The sequence below is a fragment of the Bartonella sp. AP58NXGY genome (assembly GCF_042195785.1).
GTDB lineage: Bacteria > Pseudomonadota > Alphaproteobacteria > Rhizobiales > Rhizobiaceae > Bartonella.
Map to the genome: position 1 here is coordinate 13548 of NZ_JBHIOY010000012.1, position 24568 is coordinate 38115.

At 37.8% G+C, this 24568-nt stretch carries 20 protein-coding genes and 1 pseudogene; 18 read left to right on the top strand and 3 right to left on the bottom strand.

Annotated elements, in window-relative coordinates:
* The first annotated feature begins 1 nt into the window (after nucleotide 1).
* The 10 genes and pseudogenes from ACFINC_RS07745 to ACFINC_RS07790 all read left to right on the top strand — a co-directional run bounded on the left by ACFINC_RS07745 (nucleotide 2) and on the right by ACFINC_RS07790 (nucleotide 9566).
* A complete protein-coding gene (locus ACFINC_RS07745) occupies nucleotides 2-409 on the top strand; it encodes an NINE protein (RefSeq protein WP_375616823.1) in 408 nt (135 codons plus the stop codon).
* 380 nt (nucleotides 410-789) lie between these two features.
* The gene (locus ACFINC_RS07750; protein ID WP_375616824.1) at nucleotides 790-915 is read left to right on the top strand and encodes a hypothetical protein; all 126 of its coding nucleotides are present in this window, start codon (nucleotides 790-792) and stop codon (nucleotides 913-915) included.
* A gap of 616 nt (nucleotides 916-1531) precedes the next feature.
* Nucleotides 1532-1976 (top strand): annotated as a pseudogene (locus ACFINC_RS07755) (TM2 domain-containing protein).
* Between the two features lie 185 nt (nucleotides 1977-2161).
* Nucleotides 2162-2491 carry a septum formation initiator family protein gene (locus ACFINC_RS07760; RefSeq protein ID WP_375616825.1) on the top strand — a complete coding sequence of 110 codons (330 nt, stop codon included), beginning with the start codon at nucleotides 2162-2164 and terminating at the stop codon, nucleotides 2489-2491.
* 118 nt (nucleotides 2492-2609) lie between these two features.
* Complete coding sequence (gene pdhA / locus ACFINC_RS07765; RefSeq protein WP_375616826.1) at nucleotides 2610-3650, top strand: pyruvate dehydrogenase (acetyl-transferring) E1 component subunit alpha; 1041 nt, start codon at nucleotides 2610-2612, stop codon at nucleotides 3648-3650.
* A gap of 16 nt (nucleotides 3651-3666) precedes the next feature.
* Nucleotides 3667-5055, top strand: coding sequence for a pyruvate dehydrogenase complex E1 component subunit beta (locus ACFINC_RS07770; protein WP_375616827.1), 1389 nt, complete (start codon nucleotides 3667-3669; stop codon nucleotides 5053-5055).
* A complete protein-coding gene (locus tag ACFINC_RS07775; protein ID WP_375616828.1) occupies nucleotides 5045-6388 on the top strand; it encodes a pyruvate dehydrogenase complex dihydrolipoamide acetyltransferase in 1344 nt (447 codons plus the stop codon). Before ACFINC_RS07770 ends, ACFINC_RS07775 begins: the two co-directional genes overlap by 11 nt.
* Nucleotides 6389-6611: 223 nt before the next feature.
* Complete coding sequence (gene lpdA / locus ACFINC_RS07780; RefSeq protein WP_375616829.1) at nucleotides 6612-8072, top strand: dihydrolipoyl dehydrogenase; 1461 nt, start codon at nucleotides 6612-6614, stop codon at nucleotides 8070-8072.
* A 67-nt stretch (nucleotides 8073-8139) separates the two neighbouring features.
* Entirely contained in the window at nucleotides 8140-9102 is a 963-nt protein-coding gene (gene lipA / locus ACFINC_RS07785) for a lipoyl synthase (protein WP_375616830.1), read from the top strand.
* Between the two features lie 2 nt (nucleotides 9103-9104).
* Entirely contained in the window at nucleotides 9105-9566 is a 462-nt protein-coding gene (locus ACFINC_RS07790; RefSeq protein ID WP_375616831.1) for a type II toxin-antitoxin system RatA family toxin, read from the top strand.
* Nucleotides 9567-10169: 603 nt separating this feature from the next.
* Here the strand turns inward: ACFINC_RS07790 and ACFINC_RS07795 are convergent.
* Genes ACFINC_RS07795 through rirA form a run of 3 tightly spaced genes read right to left on the bottom strand, consistent with a single transcriptional unit; the run spans nucleotide 10170 to nucleotide 12313 of the window.
* Nucleotides 10170-10658: a CinA family protein gene (locus ACFINC_RS07795; RefSeq protein ID WP_375616832.1), complete on the bottom strand. Its 489-nt coding sequence runs from the start codon at nucleotides 10656-10658 to the stop codon at nucleotides 10170-10172.
* Nucleotides 10655-11845, bottom strand: a complete 1191-nt coding sequence (locus tag ACFINC_RS07800) for a bifunctional 2-C-methyl-D-erythritol 4-phosphate cytidylyltransferase/2-C-methyl-D-erythritol 2,4-cyclodiphosphate synthase (RefSeq protein ID WP_375616844.1) — start codon at nucleotides 11843-11845, stop codon at nucleotides 10655-10657. The genes ACFINC_RS07795 and ACFINC_RS07800 overlap by 4 nt, the downstream gene beginning before the upstream one ends.
* Before the next feature lie 24 nt (nucleotides 11846-11869).
* Nucleotides 11870-12313, bottom strand: coding sequence for an iron-responsive transcriptional regulator RirA (gene rirA, locus ACFINC_RS07805; RefSeq protein WP_375616833.1), 444 nt, complete (start codon nucleotides 12311-12313; stop codon nucleotides 11870-11872).
* A 177-nt stretch (nucleotides 12314-12490) separates the two neighbouring features.
* Here rirA and ACFINC_RS07810 point away from each other — a divergent pair, with 177 nt between their 5' ends.
* The 8 genes from ACFINC_RS07810 (at nucleotide 12491) to ACFINC_RS07845 (ending at nucleotide 23652) form a co-directional block, all read left to right on the top strand.
* On the top strand, nucleotides 12491-14755 hold the full coding sequence (locus ACFINC_RS07810) for an ATP-binding protein (RefSeq protein ID WP_375616845.1): 2265 nt from the start codon (nucleotides 12491-12493) through the stop codon (nucleotides 14753-14755).
* Between the two features lies 1 nt (nucleotide 14756).
* Nucleotides 14757-16115, top strand: a complete 1359-nt coding sequence (locus ACFINC_RS07815; protein WP_375616834.1) for a sigma-54-dependent transcriptional regulator — start codon at nucleotides 14757-14759, stop codon at nucleotides 16113-16115.
* A 5-nt stretch (nucleotides 16116-16120) separates the two neighbouring features.
* Nucleotides 16121-17497 carry a Trk system potassium transporter TrkA gene (gene trkA / locus ACFINC_RS07820; RefSeq protein ID WP_375607657.1) on the top strand — a complete coding sequence of 459 codons (1377 nt, stop codon included), beginning with the start codon at nucleotides 16121-16123 and terminating at the stop codon, nucleotides 17495-17497.
* A gap of 10 nt (nucleotides 17498-17507) precedes the next feature.
* Nucleotides 17508-18317: a hypothetical protein gene (locus ACFINC_RS07825; protein WP_375616835.1), complete on the top strand. Its 810-nt coding sequence runs from the start codon at nucleotides 17508-17510 to the stop codon at nucleotides 18315-18317.
* 146 nt (nucleotides 18318-18463) lie between these two features.
* Nucleotides 18464-19096, top strand: coding sequence for an ATP-dependent Clp endopeptidase proteolytic subunit ClpP (clpP, locus tag ACFINC_RS07830; protein ID WP_375616836.1), 633 nt, complete (start codon nucleotides 18464-18466; stop codon nucleotides 19094-19096).
* A 183-nt stretch (nucleotides 19097-19279) separates the two neighbouring features.
* The gene (gene clpX / locus ACFINC_RS07835) at nucleotides 19280-20554 is read left to right on the top strand and encodes an ATP-dependent Clp protease ATP-binding subunit ClpX (RefSeq protein WP_007347127.1); all 1275 of its coding nucleotides are present in this window, start codon (nucleotides 19280-19282) and stop codon (nucleotides 20552-20554) included.
* 160 nt (nucleotides 20555-20714) lie between these two features.
* Nucleotides 20715-23141 carry an endopeptidase La gene (lon, locus tag ACFINC_RS07840; RefSeq protein WP_375616837.1) on the top strand — a complete coding sequence of 809 codons (2427 nt, stop codon included), beginning with the start codon at nucleotides 20715-20717 and terminating at the stop codon, nucleotides 23139-23141.
* A gap of 232 nt (nucleotides 23142-23373) precedes the next feature.
* Nucleotides 23374-23652 (top strand): HU family DNA-binding protein, encoded by a 279-nt coding sequence (locus ACFINC_RS07845; protein ID WP_212112126.1) that lies wholly within the window; start codon nucleotides 23374-23376, stop codon nucleotides 23650-23652.
* Nucleotides 23653-24568 lie beyond the last annotated feature (916 nt).

Here is a 24568-nt window from a genome sequence, read left to right on the forward strand (position 1 = left end):
GATGAGAGGTATAATTATTACTCAAGATCAAGGAATGTATCTCGTTTCGGGTGATGATGGTAAGCGTTATCAGTTTGCGACTTGGGATTGGTTGGGAAAGAAACCACCAAGGATTGGTGATACTGTTGATTTTGTCTATGAAGGCGGTGTGGTCAGTTCTGTTTTTCCGTTGTTGAGATCAAGTACAGAGAACTCAAAGATAATGTTTGCACTTCTTTGTTGGGTTGCAGGTATCTTTGGTGTTCATCGTTTTATGGTTGGGAGAGTTCGGACGGGTACTTTAATGCTCGTTTTATCTTTATCAGTTTTTGGATTGATGATTACCGGTATTTGGGCAATTGTTGATTTTATACTCATTGTTGCTGGAAAATTTACGGATAAAGATGGGAAACAGATCACAGACTTGTAAAAATCTTATAATAAAAAGGAGGTAATTTAGCCTGCTTTTTATTTTTATCAATATATTAAGTTCATAATAGCTCTGCGTTATTGTATTATATGTCTTTAATGTAAGATATTAAAAGCCTATGCACAGTTGAACAAAAATATTGAAAAAACTGTGCTATTTTTATAGGTAAAACAAAAGCGCAAATCAATTACAGCGTAATTTGGGTTGCTGTTTATAGCAGCGGGAAATATTAGATTATTGGGGGCCTAACTATTTCAATTACACATTTATCATGGTTTTTATGCGTTTTATTTATACCGTGAGGTTAATCCGCATATTATCGAATTAGAATAATCTCTTTATGAATAACACATGAGGAGTAGCTTTATAGGTGGGCAAGGATGAAGGGTAAAATTATTGGTCAAGATCAAGGGGGGTATCTCGTTTCGGGAGGTGATGATAAGCGTTATCAATTTGAGGATTGGAATCGGTTAGAAAAAAACACCAAAGGTAGGGGATACCGTTGATTTTGTATATGAAGATAATATTGTTAAATCTGTTCTCTCTCTTGAGTCAAAAAGAATTAGAGCAATTAAGATCAGCTTTGGCAGTTATTTGTTTTGGGGGACGGTTAAGTATTCACCGCTTCATAGCTGATAAAATTGGAATGGGTATCGTAATGCTTCTCATTAAATATAACAGGTATAGAACTTTTTATCAATATACTGTGGTCATTTATTGATTTTATAGTTATTTTATCTGGGTATTTTAGGGATGCAAATGGCAATAAAATTACCAAGTTATAGCAATTCAACAAAAGTATAATATAAACAAATATTTTATTTATCAATATATTAATTTAATAATGTAAATTACTTTAGTCTATGTCTTGAATATTAAATAAAAGTATTGAAAAAGACTGTACTATTTCATATGAAAAAAACAAACGTACAAATCAAACAGCGTGTTTTGTATTGCCGCTTATAATTGCGGGAATTTGGGGTTGTTGGGGAATTTTTAGCTTTTTCAATTTTCATATATCACTGTGAGTACAGATCGTATTCATGCTGTGAAGTTTATTTAACATGTTATCATATTAGAAGAAAAGATTCTTTATGAATAACAATTTTATAGGTGGTGAAGATGAAAGGTAAGATTATTAGTCAGGATCAGGGAAATTATTTCGTTTCAGGTGATAATGGTAAGCGCTATCAATTTGCGGATTGGAATTGGACAGAAAAAAACGCCGAAGATTGGTGATATGGTTGATTTTGTCTGTGAAGGGTATAACGGTAAATCTATTTTCCCTATCTTGACTGAAGGTCAGTCACAGCAATCAAAAGTGACGTTAGCTGTCGTTTGTTTTTTTCTAGGTGGACTAGGAATTCATCGTTTTATGGTTGGTAAAGTTGGAACTGGCATTGTAATGCTTCTTATAAATATACTAAGTATAATCAGTCTACCATTTACTTTTGGGTTAGGGATTATAGGGATTATTTTTATAATTACACCTTGGGTATTGATTGATTTTATAGTCATTTTAACAGGAAATTTTAAAGACAAAGCTGGGTGTAAAATCACAAGTTAGTGGGATATCCAATATTTGTAATACAAAAAGTGGGGCATTCAGCTTACTTTGATTGTCTTGAGGGGGGATAAATTGGTGATAAAAAATTGTTTACGTTTCTAGATTGAGTAATGAGGTGTTAATCAAAATCGTGCATAGTTGGGCTGGGTATTGAGGAATTTGTGCTATAAAGACTGTGCTATTTTATGTGGACAAAGCAGAAACGTCGATCAATCAAAGTACGCTTTGTACTGCCTCTTATGACGGTGGGAGTCTTAAGCTATTTCAGTTACCACATTTATCATGGTGAGTATGGGTTGTATTCACGCAGTGAAGTTAATCAGCATATTAGTGAATTAGAAAAGGAGCTTCATAAAATAGAAGCTGAGCGGCTATTCATAGAAAAGCGTATTTCTCTTTTACGCAATGGACATATCGAAAAGGACATGTTAGATGAATATGTCCGAAAAAATTTAAACTTTTCTAAGTCCAATGAATTGACAATCTTAACGCCTTGTAAAGGCTGCCAAAAGTGAATAAAAAATCGCTTAATTTAAACAACAATCACCGATGATATTGTTTAAGCTGATTGATAAGGCTTGTAACTTTTGTTCGTAAAGGTTATTCCTAAACGATCATAAAAGGGAGTTTAATATGGCAGAACGACTTAAAAAAAATTCTGCGTCGGTGGCGCGCACTGCATTATCAAGCACCACAAAGAAAGCACCAATAGCAGATTTTACAAAAGAGGAAGAAATTGTTGCCTATCGTGAAATGCTTTTAATTCGCCGTTTTGAAGAAAAAGCAGGACAACTTTATGGTATGGGGCTTATTGGGGGATTTTGTCACCTTTATATTGGGCAAGAAGCCGTTGTTGTTGGAACATTGAAAGCGGCAAAAGAAGGTGATCAGGTTATTACGTCTTACCGTGATCATGGACATATGTTAGCGGTTGGGATGAGTCCGCGTGGTGTTATGGCAGAATTAACGGGGCGCCAAGGGGGCTTTTCCAAAGGAAAAGGTGGCTCGATGCATATGTTCTCTAAAGAAAAAAACTTTTATGGGGGACATGGTATTGTTGGGGCGCAGGTTCCCATTGGTTCAGGCTTGGCATTTTCGAATCAATATCTTGGTAAAGATAATGTGACATTGGTTTATTTTGGTGATGGTGCTGCAAATCAGGGGCAGGTTTACGAGAGTTTTAATATGGCTTCACTTTGGAAGCTGCCTGTTGTTTATATTATTGAAAACAATCAGTATGCTATGGGAACGTCCGTTTCACGTGCATCTGCAGAAACTGATTTTTCCCGTCGTGGTCTTTCTTTTGAAATTCCAGGTATTGTTGTTGACGGTATGGATGTTCGATCAGTAAAAGGAGCTGCTGATGAAGCAATTTCTTGGGCACGCTCAGGTAAAGGGCCAATCATTCTTGATATGCAAACCTATCGCTATCGTGGTCATTCCATGTCTGACCCAGCGAAATATCGTTCAAAGGAAGAAGTCCAAAAAATAAAAGAGGAACACGATCCGATTGATCAAGTAAAAAGTCGGATTCTTAAAAAAAATTGGGCGAGCGAGGACGATTTAAAATCTATTGAGAAAGAGGTTCGTGCAATTGTTGCGGATGCGGCAGATTTTGCACAAAGTGATCAAGAGCCAGATGCTTCTGAGCTCTATACTGATATTTTAGTTTGATGCGAGGGAAGCAAGTATGTCTATTGATATTTTGATGCCGGCGCTTTCACCAACTATGGAAGAAGGTAAACTGTCTAAATGGCTCAAGAAAGAAGGTGATAAGGTTAGCTCTGGCGATGTTATTGCTGAAATTGAAACGGATAAGGCTACAATGGAAGTAGAGGCCGTTGATGAAGGTACTCTTGGTAAAATTTTTGTGCCTGAAGGTTCTGAAGGCGTGAAGGTTAACACTGTTATTGCGATTTTATTAGAAGAAGGTGAGCGTGCTGAGGATATTTCGCAACCTACTGATGCAACACAAAAACCTAAAGAATCTCCACTCTCTCTTTCCTCGTCAGTTCCGAAGTCTCCTCCTTTTGATATGACTCCTGATTTTGATATTCCAGCGGGTACCCAAATGGTTACGATGACAGTTCGTGAAGCGCTTAATCAGGCTTTGGCTGAAGAAATGCGGCGTAATGAAAAAGTTTTCCTTATGGGGGAAGAAGTTGCGCAATATCAAGGTGCCTATAAAGTTAGCCAAGGTTTGTTGGAAGAATTTGGGGAACGCCGAGTTATTGATACTCCTATTACAGAGCACGGTTTTGCTGGGTTGGCTGTTGGTGCTGCTTTTGGAGGGTTACGTCCTATTGTCGAGTTTATGACATTTAATTTTGCGATGCAGGCGATGGATCAAATTATTAATTCAGCAGCAAAAACACGTTATATGTCTGGTGGACAAATGACTGCTCCTATGGTTTTCCGTGGTCCCAATGGTGCAGCTGCCCGTGTTGGTGCTCAACATTCTCAATGTTATGCAGCATGGTATAGTCATATACCAGGTCTGAAAGTTGTTATGCCTTATAGCGCTGCAGATGCAAAAGGTTTGCTAAAAGCAGCTATTCGTGATGATAATCCTGTTGTTTTCCTTGAAAATGAGATTTTGTATGGGCATCAATTTGATGTTCCTCAACTCGATGATTTTGTTTTACCTATTGGTAAGGCGCGTATTCATAAGTCTGGACAAGATGTGACAATTGTTGCATGTGGGATTGGAATGCATTACGCGGTTGAAGCTTTATCTGAAATTGAAAAACTTGGTATCGATGTTGAATTAATTGATTTACGGACCATTCGTCCGATGGATCTTCCAACAATTCTTTCTTCAGTTAAAAAAACAGGTCGTTTGGTTACAATTGAAGAGGGATTTCCTCAGTCATCTGTGGGAACTGAAATCGCAACGCGTGTTATGCAGCAGGCTTTTGATTATCTTGATGCGCCAATTGCTACGATTTCTGGCAAAGATGTTCCGATGCCTTATGCAGCTAATCTTGAGAAATTGGCTTTGCCTAATACGGCTGAAATTATTGAGGCTGTTAAGGCTGTGACGTACAGAGCAAACGGAGGAAAGTACGATGCCCATTAAGATTACAATGCCAGCGCTTTCCCCTACAATGGAAGAGGGAAATTTAACAAAATGGAATATTAAGGAGGGAGATAAGGTTTCCTCTGGTGATGTTATTGCTGAAATTGAGACGGATAAAGCGACGATGGAAGTCGAAGCTGTTGATGAAGGTAGGGTTGCTAAAATTATCGTTCCTGCTGGAACACAAGGCGTTAAAGTGAATGCTTTAATTGTTGTTTTAGCAGAAGAAGGTGAAGATTTAGCTGAAGCTGCAAAAGTTGCAGAAGAAATCTCTTCTTCTACAAGACAAGAACCAAAGGGCATCAAACAGATAGATTCTCCGAAGCGGACGGACTCCAAGGATACAAAAATATCTCATGAATCATCAACTGGACAATTAATACAGCAAGATAAAAAGGGCCCTCGTCTTTTTTCCTCTCCCTTAGCGCGGCGATTAGCATCTCAGGCAGGTCTTGATTTATCCCTTATTTCTGGGAGTGGTCCGCATGGGCGTATTATTAAGCGTGATGTAGAAAAAGTTATGAGCGGTGATATTTCTAAGACTTCTTATTTGTTACAGACAGGAGAGCCAGTAACCGCAGGTGCTTCTGAGAAACAGATACTGAAACTCTTCAAAGAGGATGAATATGTTTTCATACCCCATAATAATATGCGTAAAACAATCGCTACACGTTTGGTGGAATCAAAACAGAAGGTCCCACATTTCTATGTAACGGTAGATTGTGAACTTGATGCGCTATTAGCGCTGCGTACACAATTGAATGCTGCTGCACCAATGGTTAAGATGCAGGAAGAAGCTAAGCCTACTTATAAGATTTCTGTTAATGATATGGTGATCAAAGCTGTCGCACTTTCTTTGAAAGCGGTTCCTGATGCGAATGTCTCTTGGCTTGAAGGTGGAATGCTTCATCATAAACATTGTGATGTTGGGGTTGCTGTTTCTATTCCCAATGGATTAATTACGCCGATTATTCGCCATGCAGAGGAAAAGCCGTTATCGCTTATTTCCAAAGAGATGAAGGATTTTGCAAAGCGTGCGCGTGAGGGCAAGTTAAAAATGGAAGAATATCAGGGTGGAACAACAGCTGTATCCAATATGGGGATGTATGGTGTGAAAAGTTTTTCTGCTATTCTTAATCCACCGCATGCGACAATTTTTGCGATTGGTGCAGGGGAGCAACGTGCTGTTGTTAAAAATGGTGCATTAGCCATTGCGACAGTTATGTCAGTTACAATTTCTGCGGATCATCGTGCTGTCGATGGTGCTTTAGCAGCAGAGCTCGCGCGGACTTTTAAGAAGATGATTGAAAATCCATTAGCAATGTTGGTTTGAACTGTTTAACAGTTCTTCACGTAAATTGTGAGAGAGTGTATTTAAGAGAATAAAAACAAATTTAAAGAGTTTGAAGAGCAGAGGTATTGCTGTTTCTAGTTTGGGTAAAGCATTTATAGAAAGCTTAGAGTATAAAGAAATAAGATAATTCTGTTATGTTCATTTTCAGTCTTAAGTTTAAAAAATGCATATCCATTTTATATATATCCATGGAGGAATTACTGTGGCAAATCTTTATGATGTAATTGTGATTGGATCAGGTCCAGGCGGATATGTAACCGCAATTCGTGCAGCGCAATGTGGCTTTAAGACTGCGATTGTTGAACGTGAACATTTGGGAGGGATTTGTTTAAATTGGGGATGTATTCCAACAAAGGCTCTTTTACGTTCAGCGGAAATGAAACATTTTGCTGAACATGCAAAAGATTATGGACTAAAAATTAATGGTTCAATTGAGGCAAACATCAAAGATGTTGTGGCACGTTCACGCGGTGTTTCAGCACGTTTAAATGCTGGTGTTGGTTTTTTAATGAAAAAAAATAAAATTGATATTATCTGGGGTGAAGCAAAGCTTACTAAAGAAGCAAAAGGAAGCCAGCCTGCGGAAATTATGGTTTCTTCATCTTCCAAACCGGTTATGCAACCACAAAATCCAGTCCCTAAAGGGACCTTGGGAGAGGGAACTTACCAAGCAAAGCATATCATTATTGCAACGGGTGCACGTCCTCGTGTCCTTCCTGGTATTGAGCCAGATGGAAATCTCATTTGGACTTATTTTGAAGCTATGATACCGCCAGAAATGCCAAAATCTCTTTTGGTCATAGGGTCTGGGGCTATAGGCATTGAATTTGCCTCTTTTTATCATGATATGGGGGCGACAGTCACTGTTGTTGAAATAATGCCCCACATCATGCCTGCTGAAGATATTGAAATTTCAACATTTGCTTGTAAACAATTAGAGAAAAAAGGTTTACGTGTTCTTCGTCAAGCAAAAGTAACAAGGATTGAAAAATCTTCCGATTCTGTAACTGTACATATTGATATTCAAGGTAAAAAAGAGACAATGACTGTTGATCGGTTGATTTCTGCTGTTGGGGTGCAGGGTAATATTGAGAATCTTGGATTAGAAGCTTTGGGAATAAAAACCGATCGTGGGTGTATTGTAACTGATGAATGGAGTTGGACAGGAGTTGCGGGTATTTATGCTATCGGTGATGTGGCAGGTCCTCCTATGTTAGCCCATAAAGCAGAAGAGGAAGGCGTAATATGTATTGAACATCTTGCTGGTTTAAAAAATGTTCATCCGCTTGATAAGAAAAAAATTCCAGGATGCACCTATTGCACACCGCAAGTTGCTTCTGTAGGTCTTTCAGAAGCGACAGCAAAAGAAGCAGGGTATGATATACGTATTGGTCGTTATTCTTTTTCCGCGAATGGCAAAGCGATTGCTCTGGGTGAAGATCAAGGGTTAGTAAAAACAATTTTTGATAAAAAAACAGGACAGCTTCTTGGGGCCCATATGGTAGGAGCTGAGGTAACAGAACTAATACAGGGGTTTGTCATTGCCATGAATCTTGAAACAACAGAGGAAGAATTAATGCATACTGTTTTTCCACATCCGACTTTATCGGAAATGATGAAAGAAAGTGTATTGGATGCTTATGATCAAGTTTTAAACGCTTGATGATTAGATTGTATGAAAGATCTTAAATTTTTCATTGCTCCTTCGTATTTATAAGGCAAAGGCTTAAATGGTTACGGTTGTTGATAGAGTTACGAATAGACGTTTGCGCCATCCTGAAAAGGCGCATCGTCCGGATACAAGCGTTCAAAAAAAGCCGGATTGGATTCGTGTAAAAGCGCCAACATCACCAATTTATAAGGAAACACATGGTATTGTACGTACGCATAAGTTAGTGACTGTATGTGAAGAAGCAGGTTGCCCTAATATTAGCGAATGTTGGAGCCAGCGGCATGCCAGCTTTATGATTTTAGGTGAGATATGTACGCGTGCTTGTGCTTTTTGTAACGTTGCAACAGGGATTCCGCTTGCCGTTGATCATAATGAGCCAGAACGTGTAGCTGATGCTGTTGCACAAATGGCACTAAAACATGTTGTCATTACATCCGTTGATCGTGATGATCTTGCTGATGGTGGCGCTGAGCATTTTGCAAAAGTTATTTATGCGATTCGTCAAAAAGCTCGTAAAACGACAATTGAAGTTCTTACACCTGATTTTCGTCATAAGGATGGCGCTTTAGAAATCGTTGTTGCTGCTAAGCCTGATGTTTTTAACCATAACTTAGAAACAGTTCCTTCTAAATATTTAAAGGTTCGTCCAGGAGCACGTTATTTTCATTCAGTTCGACTCTTACAACGCGTTAAAGAACTTGATCCAACAATCTTTACGAAATCAGGTATTATGGTTGGCCTTGGGGAGGAACGAAATGAAGTTCTACAATTGATGGATGATTTGCGCTCTGCTGATGTTGACTTTATGACAATTGGACAATATTTGCAGCCTACGCGAAAACATCATCCAGTTATTCGTTTTGTCCCTCCTGAAGAATTTGAGTCTTTTGCTAAAATTGGCAAAGTAAAGGGTTTTTTGCATATGGCTTCCAATCCTCTGACGCGTTCATCTCATCATGCAGGAGATGATTTTGCCATTTTGCAAAAAGCGCGTGATGAAAAATTTGCCTTACAGAGATAATTATGCCAACTTTTTCAACACATCGGCAAGTTGCCCATAGTGCTCATGAGATGTTTGATCTTGTGTCAGATATTGAACGTTATCCTGAGTTTTTACCAATGTGTGAGGCTTTAACAATACGTTCTCGCAAGGAATGTGACGAAAAGACATTGCTTCTTGCAGATATGACAGTTGGTTATAAAGTTATTCGAGAAACTTTTACGACCCAGGTTTTTCTTCAGTCGAAGAAAAGTTTGATAGAGGTTAACTATATTGATGGTCCATTTAAATATCTTGAAAATCGTTGGGTCTTTCATAATATTGAAAATACCAATGCATGTAATGTAGAGTTTTTTATTGATTATGAATTTAAAAGTAAAATACTGGGACGCCTGATGGGTTCAATGTTTGATATCGCGTTTCGTAAATTTACCGATGCCTTTGAAAAACGTGCACATCAGATTTATGGCTCAACAATAGCATAATTTACTCTGTTATTTTTTAACAATACACATTGTTTATAAAAGTGTAAAGATGAAAACTGATTTTCATCTTTACGATTTATTTTTAATGCAGCTTTCAAAAGCATATTGAAGAAATATCACTTTAAATGATGAAGATGATGCACAGCTTCACGCTTTTGTTTCTCTCTTTTTTAATGGATGCACATTTGTTAAACAAAATGCCAAAATGGAGCATGCTTGCATCATACCCATTTTATAATAGTGCTCATAATAAATAGGATAGATTCTCGTAAAAGTATATAAAATCTACATTTATACACTTATGAAGAAGTCAGTCTGCACCATTTATTTGCCATCTCTCAAGATGTTATGCCAGCTCTTAGCATCTGAGAGAGAGGTACAAGTGTCCCTTTCTTTGATTATTTTATTTATACAGTTTTTTTCTCTTATGGCGTGCAAGTGAATAAATTTGATTAATTTAACCTACACAGGACTAAAGTGAGATAGCTTTACGCTATTGAGATCTTTCATTTTCAACTTATGATACAATAAATTATTTTTTCAAGAGGTTGATGATTATAGACTCAACGTGGAATAGAGAGTTTTAAAATTGGTGGGGAGAATTCAGTGAAGAAATTCCAGAATCATTTTAAAAGCATTTTCAACTGTTGCATGGCGGATAGCATTGCGATTAAGATGACCAAAGTGCATTTCTTTGTGTAGGGAGGAGTGATTTTTGTAAGCAATTGCGCAATGCACAAGTCCTACAGGTTTATCAAAACTTGCACCTCCTGGTCCTGCAACGCCTGTTACAGAAACCGCAATATCAGCTTGTGAATGTTTTAATCCGCCTTCAGCCATTGCAAGAGCAACTTCTTTTGAAACGGCACCATAGGTTCTTATAAGTTCAGCACAAACGCCAACAAGGCGTGTTTTGGATTCATTTGAATAAACAACAAATCCACAATCGAGAACATCTGACGATCCTGCAATATTTGTGAGGCTTGCAGCAATGAGTCCTCCTGTACAAGACTCTACAGTTGTTAACAGTAAACCTTTTTGGCGAAAGGTATTAAGGACTTCATGTGCTTGTTTTTCACAAAGATATGTCATTGGGGAATTTCTCCTGAATAAAGAACGCTCGCTGTTGCAAGAGCAGCAATTCCCTCACCACGACCAATAAATCCAAGCCGTTCATTTGTTGTTGCTTTGATAGAGATTCGATCAGGTGTCATTGCAAGTATTGTCATAAGATTTTCTGTCATGGCATGACGATAGGGACCAATTTTAGGATTTTCAGCGATAATTGTGATATCAACATTGGCGATACGACCACCTGCTTGTTTTATAATATCAAGAGCATGACGGAGAAAAATTTCTGATGATACATTTTTCCATTGAGGATCAGAGGGAGGAAAATGTGTACCGATATCTCCAGCACCTTGAGTTGCAAGAAGGGCATCTGTTAATGCATGAAGAGCAACATCCGCATCGGAGTGTCCATTTAATTTTTTATGAAAAGGGATTTTTATACCACATAATATAAGAAAATCACCATTCTCAAAAGAGTGAACATCATAACCATTGCCGGTACGAATATCAGGAAATATTTGCATTTTCTTTTGGAGATATAAATGTGCAGTATTAAAATCTTCATGCCATGTAATTTTTATGTTGTTAGGATCACCTGGAACAGTAAGCATAGGAATTCCAAACCATTCGGCAATTGCAGAATCGTCAGTGAATTCTTGTTTGCAAGCTTGTTTTGCTTGTTTATGGGCCGCTAAGATATGTTCAAAGGGAAAACACTGTGGAGTTTGTGCACTATAAAGATGGGTACGGGGAATTGTTTCTAAAACATGCTGATTATTTATACGTTTAAGGGTATCAGAGATGGGCAGAACAGGAAGAACACCTTCTTGAGGAGTAACGGTGGTATGAATGTTATTAAGAAGCTTGTTTTCGATAAAAGGGCGTGCACCATCATGAATATGCACATATTGTGGATTAAATTTTTTGAGTGCCTGAAGTCCATATAAGGTAGAGATTTGACGTGTATCGCCTCCTTCAACGATAATAAGGCTTTCTTTAAAGTCGGCGATAGCCTGTTCACAGATTTGACGATCTTCTGGATGAATAACAAGAATAATTGTTGTGATAGCTGGATGCTGCAAAAAACAATGCACGGTATGATAAATAATTGGCTTTTGTCCTAGAAGCCGATATTGTTTTGGAATTTTATGGGGAGATCCTGCTCTTTCACCCCGTCCAGCGGCTAATATTATTGCTGCAATAGAAATACTTAATCTCCTTGTATTATAATCTTAGTTTGCTTTTTTATCATTAATTTTAAAATGATTTTGAAAGGATGGTTGTTGTAGATCAGCAAGGGATATCACGGATAACACCTCAAAAAAAGCATTTAATGCTTTTTGAAGTGCGGTATTTAAACCACAAAAATCAAACAAGGGGCAAGTTGGTTCTGCAGTATCGAAACATTCTGCTAGGGAAAAGTTATCCTCTGTTACTTTCACAACATCAGCGACTGAAATCTCTGCTGCGGGTTTAGCCAATTTAACGCCACCATTGCGTCCACGCACTGTTTGGATAAAACCTGCTTGAACAAGCGGTTGAAGGATTTTAAATAAAAAAAGTTCTGAAACGGCATATGCCTTAGCAATTTCTGGAACACGACTGAGAGTTTCCTGATTATCTGCACAATACATGAGCATCCGAAGAGCATAATTTGTTTGTTTTGTTAATCGCATCTCATTTCCTTTGTAAAGTATCGTCGAACGTAGTTTATTTTAAAGATATTTTGCAAAATGCAGAAGTTCTTTCTCATTGACTATATTTGCTCTATTTTAAATGTAGTATTATTATTGTCAATTTTTGTTACAAAAGATTATATGAGGATAATGGGAATAAGGGTATGTAAGCTTATGATGAATGTAACATCTGTGACGAATCTTCAAGACATAGATAAAAATACTTTTAATGATGAGTTGTATCGTTTAAGTAAGATATATATCTTTTTAGGTATTACAATTATTGTGTTGGCTTTACTTACAGCCTCTGTTTCGTTCATTATTCTTATTGGCTTAACTCCTGTTGTTCCCAGTAGAACAGTAACCCTTATTCTTATAGGGATTAATAGTTTTTGGGTTTTAGGGCTTGTTATCATCGTTTTTTATGAGATGGTTCCGATCATTCGTGCTTGGCGTTCAAGGCGTGCAGGCTCACGTCTTCATGTGCGCCTTATTTCATTGTTTGCACTTGTTGCAACAATGCCAGCTGTTGCTGTAGCTCTTGTGTCAGGGCCAGCACTGAATTTGGGACTTGATCGATGGTTTGATACAACAACGCGGCAAATTGTGGGTTCTTCTATTGATTTAGCAAATGCTTATGCAGATGAAATGCTTCAAAATTTAAAAAATTTATCCTACGCTATGGCATTTGCACTTGATAATAAAAAACTTTTAGAACGTAATCCAGCTGAATATCGGATGCAATTGACGCGTCATGCTATAGGACGCAATTTGCGTGGTGCATTTTTGTTAAGTTCTAGTGGAACTATTTTTGTATCGAGTGCTCTTGGTGATGAGGATAAACTACCAATTCCTCCTTCCAATCTTATTGAGCGTGCAACCAGTGCAAGGCCTTTTTCTTTTCAACCAGGCGTTCATGATTATTTCGGTATTATTTTAAAATTTACCAATATTCCAAACACATTTTTATATTTGGTGCGTGACGTTGATAAAGGTGTTTTATCTGCTTTGCGTTTGACAGAAGTCAATACGGATCGTTATCGTGATTTAAATGAAAATCGCCTTCTGACACAAATTGCATTTGGTATGCTTTATTTATGTCTTTTTTTTAGTTTATTCCTATCAGCTATTTGGGCTGCTATTGCTGTGGCTGATCGCTTAGTACGTCCTATTCGTCTTCTCATTAGTGCTGCTGATGATGTTGCTTCTGGGAATATGGAAATTTTCGTGCCAGTACGAGCAAAAGATGGCGATATTGGGCAATTATCTAAAACTTTTAATTATATGGTTAGTGAATTGAAAAGTCGGCGCAATGAGTTGATTGCAGTGCGTGATCAAATTGATGAGAGACGGCGTTTTTCTGAAGCTGTGTTATCGGGTGTAACGGCGGGCGTAGCAGGAATAGATGATAATGGTGATATTACCATTATCAATCGGTCTATTGAAGCGATGTTTGATATTCGCTCTGAACACGTTGTTGGACAAAGTCTTTTATCTTTAAGTGCTGAAATTTGGCAGGTTTTTCAGTTTGCGCGTTCATTGGATCGTAAAAATCACCGTGAACAGGTCACTTTAAACGTTGCAGGAAAAGAGCGTGTCTGTAATGTCCAAGTTACGATGGAGGAAGATGATGGACAGGGGCGATCTTGGGTTCTAACAATTGATGATATTACAGACCTTGTTGCAGCGCAACGTACAGCAGCATGGGCGGATATTGCACGGCGTATTGCACACGAAATTAAAAATCCCCTCACACCTATTCAATTATCCGCTGAACGTATTCGTAAACGTTATAACAAAGTTATTACACAAGATAGAGAGGTCTTTGAGCGGTGTATTGAAACAATTATTCGACAGGTTGGAGATATTGGACGTATGGTTGATGAGTTTTCTTCTTTTGCCCGTATGCCCAAACCACAAATGCATGTTTTAGATATACGTGAATTGTTGCGTGAAGCATGCTTCTTGATAGAAGTGACACGACATGATATTCATTTTGAGCAAGACTTAGGAAGTCTACCTCTTATGGGTGCATTTGATAACCGTCTCATTGTACAGGCTTTTTGCAACGTGATCAAAAACGCGAGCGAATCCATAGATTCAGTTATGCGAGAGGAAAATATTCACGGTCATATTCTTGTCCGTTCTTATCATCAAGAAGAATGGGTGGTTGTGGATGTTGTTGATAACGGAAAAGGACTTCCTAAAGAGCAAAGACAAAAGTTATTAGAACCTTATATAACAACACGGGAGAAGGGAACAGGACTCGGGCTGGCCATTGTGCGCAAAGTTATTGAAGATCACGGTGGTTCCATGGAGCTTCATGATGCACCGGAGAGTTTTTATGAAGGTCGTGGTGCGATGATCCGTTTGATGTTTCCGACGGTTGGGGGTAAGCAGGGTAGTATTATACAAGCTATAAATCATAAGATAGGGGAATAGTATGGTATCAGATATCTTGATTGTTGATGATGAAGCGGATATTCGTGAACTTGTTGCTGGTATTTTGGATGATGAAGGCTATGAAACGCGTGTTGCTTGTAACTCTGATGAAGCATTAGCTCAAATTAGTGAGCGTATTCCAAAGCTCATTTTTTTAGATATTTGGTTACAGGGGAGTCGCCTCGATGGTTTAGCGTTGCTTGATGAAATTAAAACGCACTATCCAGCTCTTCCGGTCGTTATGATCTCTGGTCATGGTAATATTGAGACTGCCGTTTCTGCTATAAAGCGAGGGGCCTATGATTTCATTGAAAAACCTTTTAAAGCTGATAGACTTGTATTGGTTGCAGAGAGAACACTTGAAAACTCAAATTTAAAACGTGAGCTTTTAGAATTGCGAAAACGTTCAAACGAGACATTGGAGCTGCTCGGAAAATCAGCAGTTATGAGGAATTTGCGTCAAATCATAGAAAAAGTAGCGCCAACCAATAGTCGCATCATGATAACAGGTCCTTCAGGAGCGGGAAAAGAGACTGTTGCACGAGCTATTCATGCATTCTCAACACGTTCAAATGGGCCATTTGTTACAATAAATGCAGCAATGATTACTCCGGAAAGAATGGAAATAGAGTTGTTTGGCAGCGAAATGGAGGGAAGAGAGCGCAAGATCGGTGCCTTGGAGGAAGCCCATGGTGGAATACTTTATCTTGATGAAATTGCTGATATGCCACGTGAGACTCAAGGTAAGATTCTTAGGGTGTTAACGGGGCAAACATTTGAGAGAGTTGGCGGTACAAAACGTGTTAAAGTAGATGTTCGTATCATTTCTTCGACAGCGCAAAATCTTGAAAACCTCATTTCTGACGGGCGCTTTAGAGAAGATCTTTTCCACCGTCTTTCCGTTGTTCCCATTACTGTTCCGCCCCTTTCTGCTCGTCGTGAAGATATTCCAGAACTTGTCCATCATTTTGTAAAAACAATATCACAACAGGTTGGGATTAAGCCACGTGAAATCAGTGATGATGTGATCGCTATTTTGCAAACGCATGCTTGGCCGGGTAATGTAAGACAATTACGTAATAATATTGAGCGTCTTCTTATTCTTGTGCGGGATGGGGATGGTCCTATAACAGCGGATTTTCTTCCCAGTGAAGTGAATGATTCTTTGCCACGTCTTCAAATGGATTCGGATGAGAGTATAATGGATTTACCGTTGCGTGAAGCACGAGAATTGTTTGAAAAGAGATATTTAGTGGCGCAGATTGGACGTTTGGGTGGAAATATATCGCGTACTGCTGAATTTATAGGCATGGAGCGTTCAGCTTTGCACCGTAAACTTAAAGCGCTTGGAGTTTCTTAAAGCCTATGCGTGTTATTATTTGCGGAGCAGGACAGGTTGGTTATGGGATAGCAGAGCGTCTTGCTGCTGAAAATCACGATGTTACTGTTATTGATATTGAAACAAGATTAATTGAAAAGATTCGCGATACATTGGATGTGAGAGGTTTTGTTGGTCATGGTTCACGGCCTGAAGTTCTTTTGGCTGCAGATGCAGACAAAGCTGATATGTTGATTGCTGTCACTTTGTTTGATGAAGTGAATATGGTTGCTTGCCAAGTAGCACATTCATTATTTAATGTTCCCACAAAAATTGCTCGTATTCGCTCACAATCTTATTTAGAACCGCGTTATAAGACGCTTTTTTCTAGAGAAAATATTCCCATTGATGTAGTTATTTCACCAGAAGTTGAAGTTGGAGAAATGGTTTTACGCCGTATTGCTTTACCTGGTGCAATAGATGTTCTTTATTTTTGTAATGATGATATTGTTGCGTTAGCCTTGGAATGTATGGAAGATTGTCCCGTTATTAATACACCTTTGCGTCAATTAACAGAGCTTTTTCCAGATCTTCAAACAACGGTTACCGCTATTAAACGTGGCTCGGAATTATTGATTGCACATTCAGAAACGCAATTACGTGTCGGTGATATAACCTATCTTGTTGTTGCTCGTGAACAGATGCGTCGTGCTGTTGGGCTTTTTGGTCATAAAGAACAAGATGCTCACCGCATGATTATTGCAGGGGGGGGGCACATTGGCCTTTATGTTGCTCAGGCTATTGAAAAGCGTCTCCATAAATTAAAATTGAAGATTATAGAATCGCATAGAGAAAGAGCCCTCACAATTGCTGATCAGCTTGAAAAAACAACTGTTTTATATGGTAATGTGTTAGATCCAGTCATTCTTCAAGATGCAGGAATTGATCAAGCCGATTTAATGATTACATTGACCAATCAAGATCAAGTTAATCTCTTAAGCGCTATTATTGCTAAAAGGTTGGGCTGCAAAGCTAATATGGTATTGATTAATAATGTTGCCTACCAAGAATTTAGTCGTGCTGTTGGTGTGGATGCCTATCTTAATCCCCATAGCGTTACAATATCGAGAATTTTGCAACAAATGCGCCGTGGGCGTATTCGTTCTGTTCATTCCGTTTTTAATGGTCGCGCAGAAATTATTGAAGCTGAGGTGATGCAAACATCTTCATTGGTTGGGAAGTCATTATCAGAGCTCAATTTATCAGATGGTTTGAGAATTGGTGCAATTTATCGCAATAAAACAATTATACAGCTTTCGGCGGATATGCGTATTTTGTCCGGTGATAGAATAGTGATTTTCGCTCTTGCGGAGTGTGTTCGCGATGTTGAACAACTCTTTCGTGTAAGCTTAGAATATTTTTGATATATGATCTATGGATATTTGTACTTTTTGGTATAGTGGGCAATTAAGATTGGTGGATAGGCTTTGTTTGTCCTCAATGGTTAAAACTGGACAGCGCGTTAAGCTTTTTAGTTATGATAAAGACATAGATAATCTGCCTGCTGGTGTTGAGTTGCATGAAGCCGAATCAATTGTACCACGCTCAGCAATTTATCGCCTTGATCCCAATTTTTCTGATGATAAACTAGGATGTACAATTGTTCAGTTCTCAGATTTTTTTCGTGTTATGCTGATGAAATATCAACAAGGTGTTTGGTTAGATACAGATGTTTACCTTGTTAAACAATTTCATCCAGATACGAATAAGGTTTGGTTGGCAAGAGAAAATAATATAAGAGTGGGCGTTTCTGCACTTTATTTTCCGCCCGATAACCCTATTATAAAAGTATTTGAAGATTATTGGGCGGGTACAGAAATTATTCCTTATTGGCTTGGGTTTAAGCGTCGTGTTTGGAGGCCGTTCTGGCTAAAGAGGAAAAAAATGCCGATTTTACCAGGAAATCTTGGCGTTACGATATTTGGTAATGATGGTATTTCACGATTAGCAAAAAGATATGGTTTTTTTCATGAAGCAAAGGAAAAGGAAACTTTTTATTATTGGACTGGGCGAAAGTCTGAATATATCTTTGAACCAGCTTTTGGCGTAAAACCGCTCACCGATTCACGCTTGATAGGATTTCATATTCACAGAAAGACAAAGACGACGCAAAAACCTCAGGAAGGAAGTTTTTACCATTGGGCGGTATCTCGCATTCCTGATATTCATGATTTTTTTAGGTAGAGTTATTATTGCTATTTTAATAATTGGGATTTTAATCTATCCTAAACAGCTTTTGATTGTAGCTTGCACAAGAGAGTAATGTTAGCCTATGGATAAAAACATTGAATGTGTAAAGAGCGATTGTTATATGAACGGAAAGTAAAAATATGAGTGATCCAATGAAAACAACATTAAGCCTTGTTCCTATGGTTATTGAACAAACCAATCGTGGTGAACGGGCCTATGATATTTTTTCCCGTCTTTTAAAGGAGCGGATTATTTTTATTAATGGTCCTGTTGAAGATGGTATGGCAATGCTTGTTTGTGCACAATTGCTTTTCTTGGAAGCGGAAAATCCTAAAAAAGAAATTAATCTTTATATTAATTCTCCAGGTGGTGTTGTGACATCTGGTATGGCTATTTATGATACTATGCAGTTTATTCGTCCTCCTGTTTCTACGCTGTGCATGGGGCAGGCGGCATCTATGGGGTCTTTATTGTTAACAGCTGGAGCAAAGGGTCATCGTTTTACATTGCCAAATGCGCGTATTATGGTGCATCAGCCATCTGGTGGTTTTCAAGGCCAGGCTTCAGATATTGAACGACATGCACAAGATATTATAAAGATGAAACGGCGCTTAAATGAAATTTATGTTCAACATACAGGTCAAGATTATGAGGTCATTGAAAAAACTCTCGATCGCGATCATTTTATGACAGCAGAAGAAGCCAAAGCGTTTGGCTTAGTTGATGATGTTATACAATATCGTGCAGAAACTGAAAAAGAAGAAAAAGATTAAGAATTTTTATAGAAAAAATAGCTACTTTAAAATAAAGAGTTTTATAAAAATATCGCAAAGTTTAGAGAAACACCTAAAAATATTGAGACATGCATGGTTTTCTATATGTCTTTTAGTTTTCATGATGAAAAGCTTCCTTTGAAAAGGCGAAGTGTTCATATATCGTGGTGAAAGGAAAGAAAAATGAGCAAAATTAGCAATAGCGGGAACGAATCAAAAAATACTCTCTATTGCTCGTTCTGCGGCAAGAGTCAGCATGAGGTGCGTAAGCTCATTGCGGGTCCTACTGTATTTATCTGTGATGAATGTGTAGAGCTTTGCATGGATATTATTCGGGAAGAAAATAAGTCTTCTGGGGTTAAGGTGCGTGATGGTGTTCCTACTCCACAAGAAATTATAACAGTTCTTGATGATTATGTTATTGGTCAACAGCATGCAAAGCGTGTTCTTTCTGTTGCTGTTCATAATCATTATAAACGGTTGGCGCATCAGTCTAAAAGCAATGATATTGAGTTGGCTAAATCAAATATTCTTCTTGTTGGTCCAACGGGCTGTGGTAAAACTTATCTCGCACAAACATTAGCACGTATTATTGATGTGCCTTTTACGATGGCGGATGCGACCACTTTGACTGAAGCAGGCTATGTGGGTGAAGATGTTGAAAATATTATTTTAAAGCTTCTTCAAGCTGCGGATTATAATGTTGAACGTGCGCAGCGTGGTATTGTTTATATTGATGAGGTCGATAAGATTTCTCGTAAAGCAGATAATCCTTCTATTACAAGAGATGTTTCGGGAGAAGGAGTTCAGCAAGCGTTATTAAAGATTATGGAAGGAACGATTGCTTCTGTTCCTCCACAAGGTGGACGTAAACATCCGCAACAAGAGTTTCTTCAGGTTGATACCACAAACATCTTATTCATTTGTGGGGGAGCTTTTGCAGGTTTAGAACGGATTATTTCAGGGCGTGGTGAAAAAACTTCTATTGGTTTTTCTGCGACTGTTAAGGCACCTGATGAGCGTTGTGTTGGTGAGATTTTTCGTGATTTAGAGCCTGAAGATCTTATAAAATTTGGTTTAATACCAGAGTTTATTGGGCGTCTTCCTATCGTTGCTACCTTAGAGGATTTAGACGTTAACGCCCTTGTACAAATTTTATCACAACCTAAAAATGCGTTAGTAAAGCAATATCAGCGTCTTTTTGAAATGGAAAATGTTGAGTTAGCATTTCATGAAGATGCTTTACGTGTTATTGCGAAGAAAGCTATTGAACGTAAAACTGGTGCACGTGGTTTACGTTCTATTATGGAGAAGATCCTTCTTGAAACGATGTTTGAACTACCAGCTCTTGAAGGCGTTCAAAAAGTGGTTATTTCGAGTGATGTGGTTGATGGGAAAGCGCGTCCTCTTTATATTTATTCAGAACGTGCAGAAGATAAAGAAAATGTATCAGCATGACATTGTGCGATGGACAATATAAACGGTATTTCTAATGATATCGTTATAATGCTTGATTTATGTGTTAGCAATTACCACTTCATGTATTATGAAGGGCTTAAAGGTTTTTAACGGTGGGTTTGTTATTGTAGATAGCTCATAGGCTCCAGAAAGGAGAATTATGCAATATATTGATGAAAAGACAGATGAAATAAGAGATGGGGTTTATGCTGTTTTACCTCTTCGTGATATTGTTGTCTTCCCCCATATGATTGTTCCACTTTTTGTGGGCCGTGAAAAATCAATTCGTGCTCTTGAAGAAACGATGGCGGTTGATAAGCAAATACTCTTGGTGACACAAAAAAATGCTTCTGATGACGATCCAAAATCAGAGGATATTTATCATATTGGTACATTTGCTAATATTCTTCAACTTTTAAAGCTTCCTGATGGTACTGTAAAGGTTTTAGTTGAAGGGACTGCACGTGCAAAAATTAGTCAATTTGCTTTAAGTAAAGATTATCATCAGGCTTTTGCAACTGTTATAGAAGAACCTAGAGAGAGTGATGTTGAGATTGAGGCTCTTTCAAGGTCAGTGACTGCTTATTTTGAAAATTATGTAAAGCTTAATAAAAAAATCTCTCCTGAAATTGTTAATGCAATTGGCCAGATTGATAATCCTTCTAAGCTTGCAGATACGATTACCTCTCATTTGATGATTAAACTTGGAGAAAAACAGGAGATATTAGAGCTTTTATCTATACGGGCCCGTCTTGAACGTATTTTGTCCTTCATGGAAGGGGAAATTTCCGTTTTACAGGTTGAAAAACGTATTCGTTCGCACGTTAAACGACAAATGGAAAAAAACCAACGAGAATATTATCTCAATGAGCAGATGAAGGCTATTCAAAAAGAGTTAGGAGCCGGTGATGATAGCCGAGATGAGCTCTCTGAATTAGAAGAACGTATCAAGAATACAAAACTTTCCAAGGAAGCACAGGAAAAAGCTGGAACAGAATTGAGAAAATTACGGAATATGTCTCCTATGTCTGCAGAAGCGACCGTTGTACGTAATTATCTTGATTGGTTATTAGCAATGCCTTGGGGTAAAAAATCTAAGATTAAAAACAATTTAGATTTTGCTGAAAAGGTTATGAATAATGAACATTTCGGTCTTGAAAAAGTTAAGGAGCGAATTATTGAGTATTTGGCCGTACAAAGTCGCGCATCAAAGATAAAAGGTCCCATTATTTGTTTGTTAGGTCCTCCTGGTGTGGGGAAAACATCATTGGCTCGCTCTATTGCAAAGGCAACAGGGCGTGAATATGTTCGTATTTCGTTGGGAGGTGTACGGGATGAAGCAGAAATTCGCGGACATCGCCGAACATATATTGGTTCGATGCCTGGAAAAATTATCCAGTCTATGAAAAAAGCAAAAAAATCTAATCCGCTTTTCTTGCTTGATGAAATTGATAAAATGGGACAAGATTTTCGGGGAGATCCTTCATCCGCTTTGTTAGAAGTTCTTGATCCTGAACAAAATGGTACATTCATTGATCACTATTTGGAAGTTGAATATGATCTTTCTGATGTCATGTTTATCACAACGGCAAATACGCTTAATATTCCAGGTCCGTTAATGGATCGAATGGAAATTATTCGTATTGCGGGGTATACTGAATGTGAGAAAATGGAAATTGTTAAACAGCATCTTTTACCAAAGGCGCTAAAAGATCACTGTTTGTCTAAAAAAGAACTCAGCATTTCTGATGGAGCACTCAGGTCGATTATTCAGTTTTACACACGTGAAGCAGGAGTTCGTAATCTTGAGCGTGAACTCATGAAAGTTGCCCGTAAATCTGTTACAAAAATTCTCAAAACACATCAAAAATCTGTAAAAGTTACAGAAAATAATATCAATGATTTTTTGGGTGTTAAACGTTACCACTATAATCAGATTGAAGGAGAAAATCAAATTGGTGTTGTGACAGGCCTTGCGTGGACAGAAGTTGGTGGAGAGTTATTGACCATTGAAGGGGTCATGATGCCCGGCAAAGGCAAGATGACTGTAACTGGAAATTTACGTGATATCATGAAAGAGTCCATTTCAGCAGCAGCATCTTATGTACGTTCTCGTGCTATTGATTTTGGTATTGAACCTCCACTTTTTGAAAAACGCGATATCCATGTTCATGTTCCAGAGGGTGCGACACCCAAAGATGGCCCCTCTGCTGGGATTGCAATGGTGACAGCAATTGTTTCGGTACTTACAGGGATAGCTGTGCATAAAGATATTGCAATGACTGGTGAAATTACTTTACGTGGACGTGTTTTACCAATTGGTGGATTAAAAGAAAAACTTCTAGCAGCTCTTCGAGGAGGGATAAAAAAAGTCCTTATTCCTGAAGAAAACGCAAAAGATTTGGTTGATATTCCTGATGATGTCAAAAATAACATGGAAATTATTCCGGTAAATCATGTGAGTGAAGTTTTGAAACACGCTTTGGTTCATTTTCCTGATACTATTGAATGGAAGGAGCCTTCTACAGTGGCTGTCCCCATCAGATCAGAGGGCAGCGATAGTGAAGGAATACAGATTGCGCACTGATTCATTCGTCTCATTTATTGAGTGCATTTTTTTAAGTGGCAGAGGGCGTTGTCGTGGTTATGATTCCGTTTTTTGTTGAAAAAAGTGAAAAAATCCGTGAATAACTGTGATTATTGCTAAAAAACAATGTTTTGTATAAAAATAAGACTTCTGTTTGCTGTACTTTTCAATAAACTGACTAATAACATGATTAAGTCATGTTGTCAGGTAATATAGGGAAAGGAAATGTTCTATGAATAAAAGTGAATTGGTTAGCTCCGTTGCTGAAAAGGCAGGCGTTTCGAAAGCGCAAGCTGGTGCTGTTGTTGATGCTTTTATGGCTTCTGTAACAGAAGCTTTGGCTTCAGGGGGAGATGTTCGTCTTCCAGGTTTTGGCTCTTTTGAAGTTTCTCATCGTGCTGCTACGAAGGGGCGTAATCCTTCAACTGGTGCTGAAATCAATATTCCAGCGCGTTCTGTCCCAAAATTTTCTGCAGGAAAAAGCCTTAAAGAAGCAGTTAATAAAAAATAATTTAAATGACATTTAAAAAACCCGATTTATTTATAAGCGGGTTTTTTAAACGCGTGTATTATGCGCGTTTTTCATATAAAAATTCTGAATCTTTGCGGTATTTTTCTTATTTATATATTTTGGTATTTTTAATGATTTTAAATATTGCGTAAAATACCGTAGATTTGGAGTGGGTTGTTTTTAGCCATTTTTAATGGAATAGAGCACTGTATCGTTTATAAAATGTGATGGGAGCTTTTGTTATACCTTAAAGTTCTTGATCTTTATTTAAAAACAAAGACCTGTAAATAGTGTAAGACGAAAAGCTCTATGAAGTGTATAAAAGCTATTATATAACACCATTTTTACGCTTAATAAAAGAGTAAGGTTGGTGTCATCATGCTATTTTTCAGTTCCTATACTGTTGTGACGAGCTTTCAGCATTTGAGATGAATTCACAAGGAGTAGTTTTATTCATTTTTTCATAGTTCTTTATTTACACACTAACTTCGCTTGCGAAGCACCAAGCGGATGATTTTCATTATTTTACCATAAGATGAGTTTGAAATAAAAGAATTTTACGATATTCAGGTTTTTCATGCAATATAGAAAGATACAAATTATTATTATAAATCAATTCATTGTAAATTGATAAAGTAGCATCATCATTCTTTTTCGTTTTTAATATTGTGATTTTTCTTGGTGCTTGAAATGAGAAAGAGATTGGGCTCTGTCTTAAAATATTTTTTCTTCCTGTCTTTATTTCACGTGTGATATGCAAGCGAGCGTTTTGCTTTCATCACACAAGAGTTAAAATGAGAGAATATCACAAATTTTGAGAGAGGAAGTTAAAAAACAGAAAACTTCTGTTATCAAATAATATATATTATATAGTATAAAGTTATTAATAGTTATAAAATCACAGCTTTATTTGCGT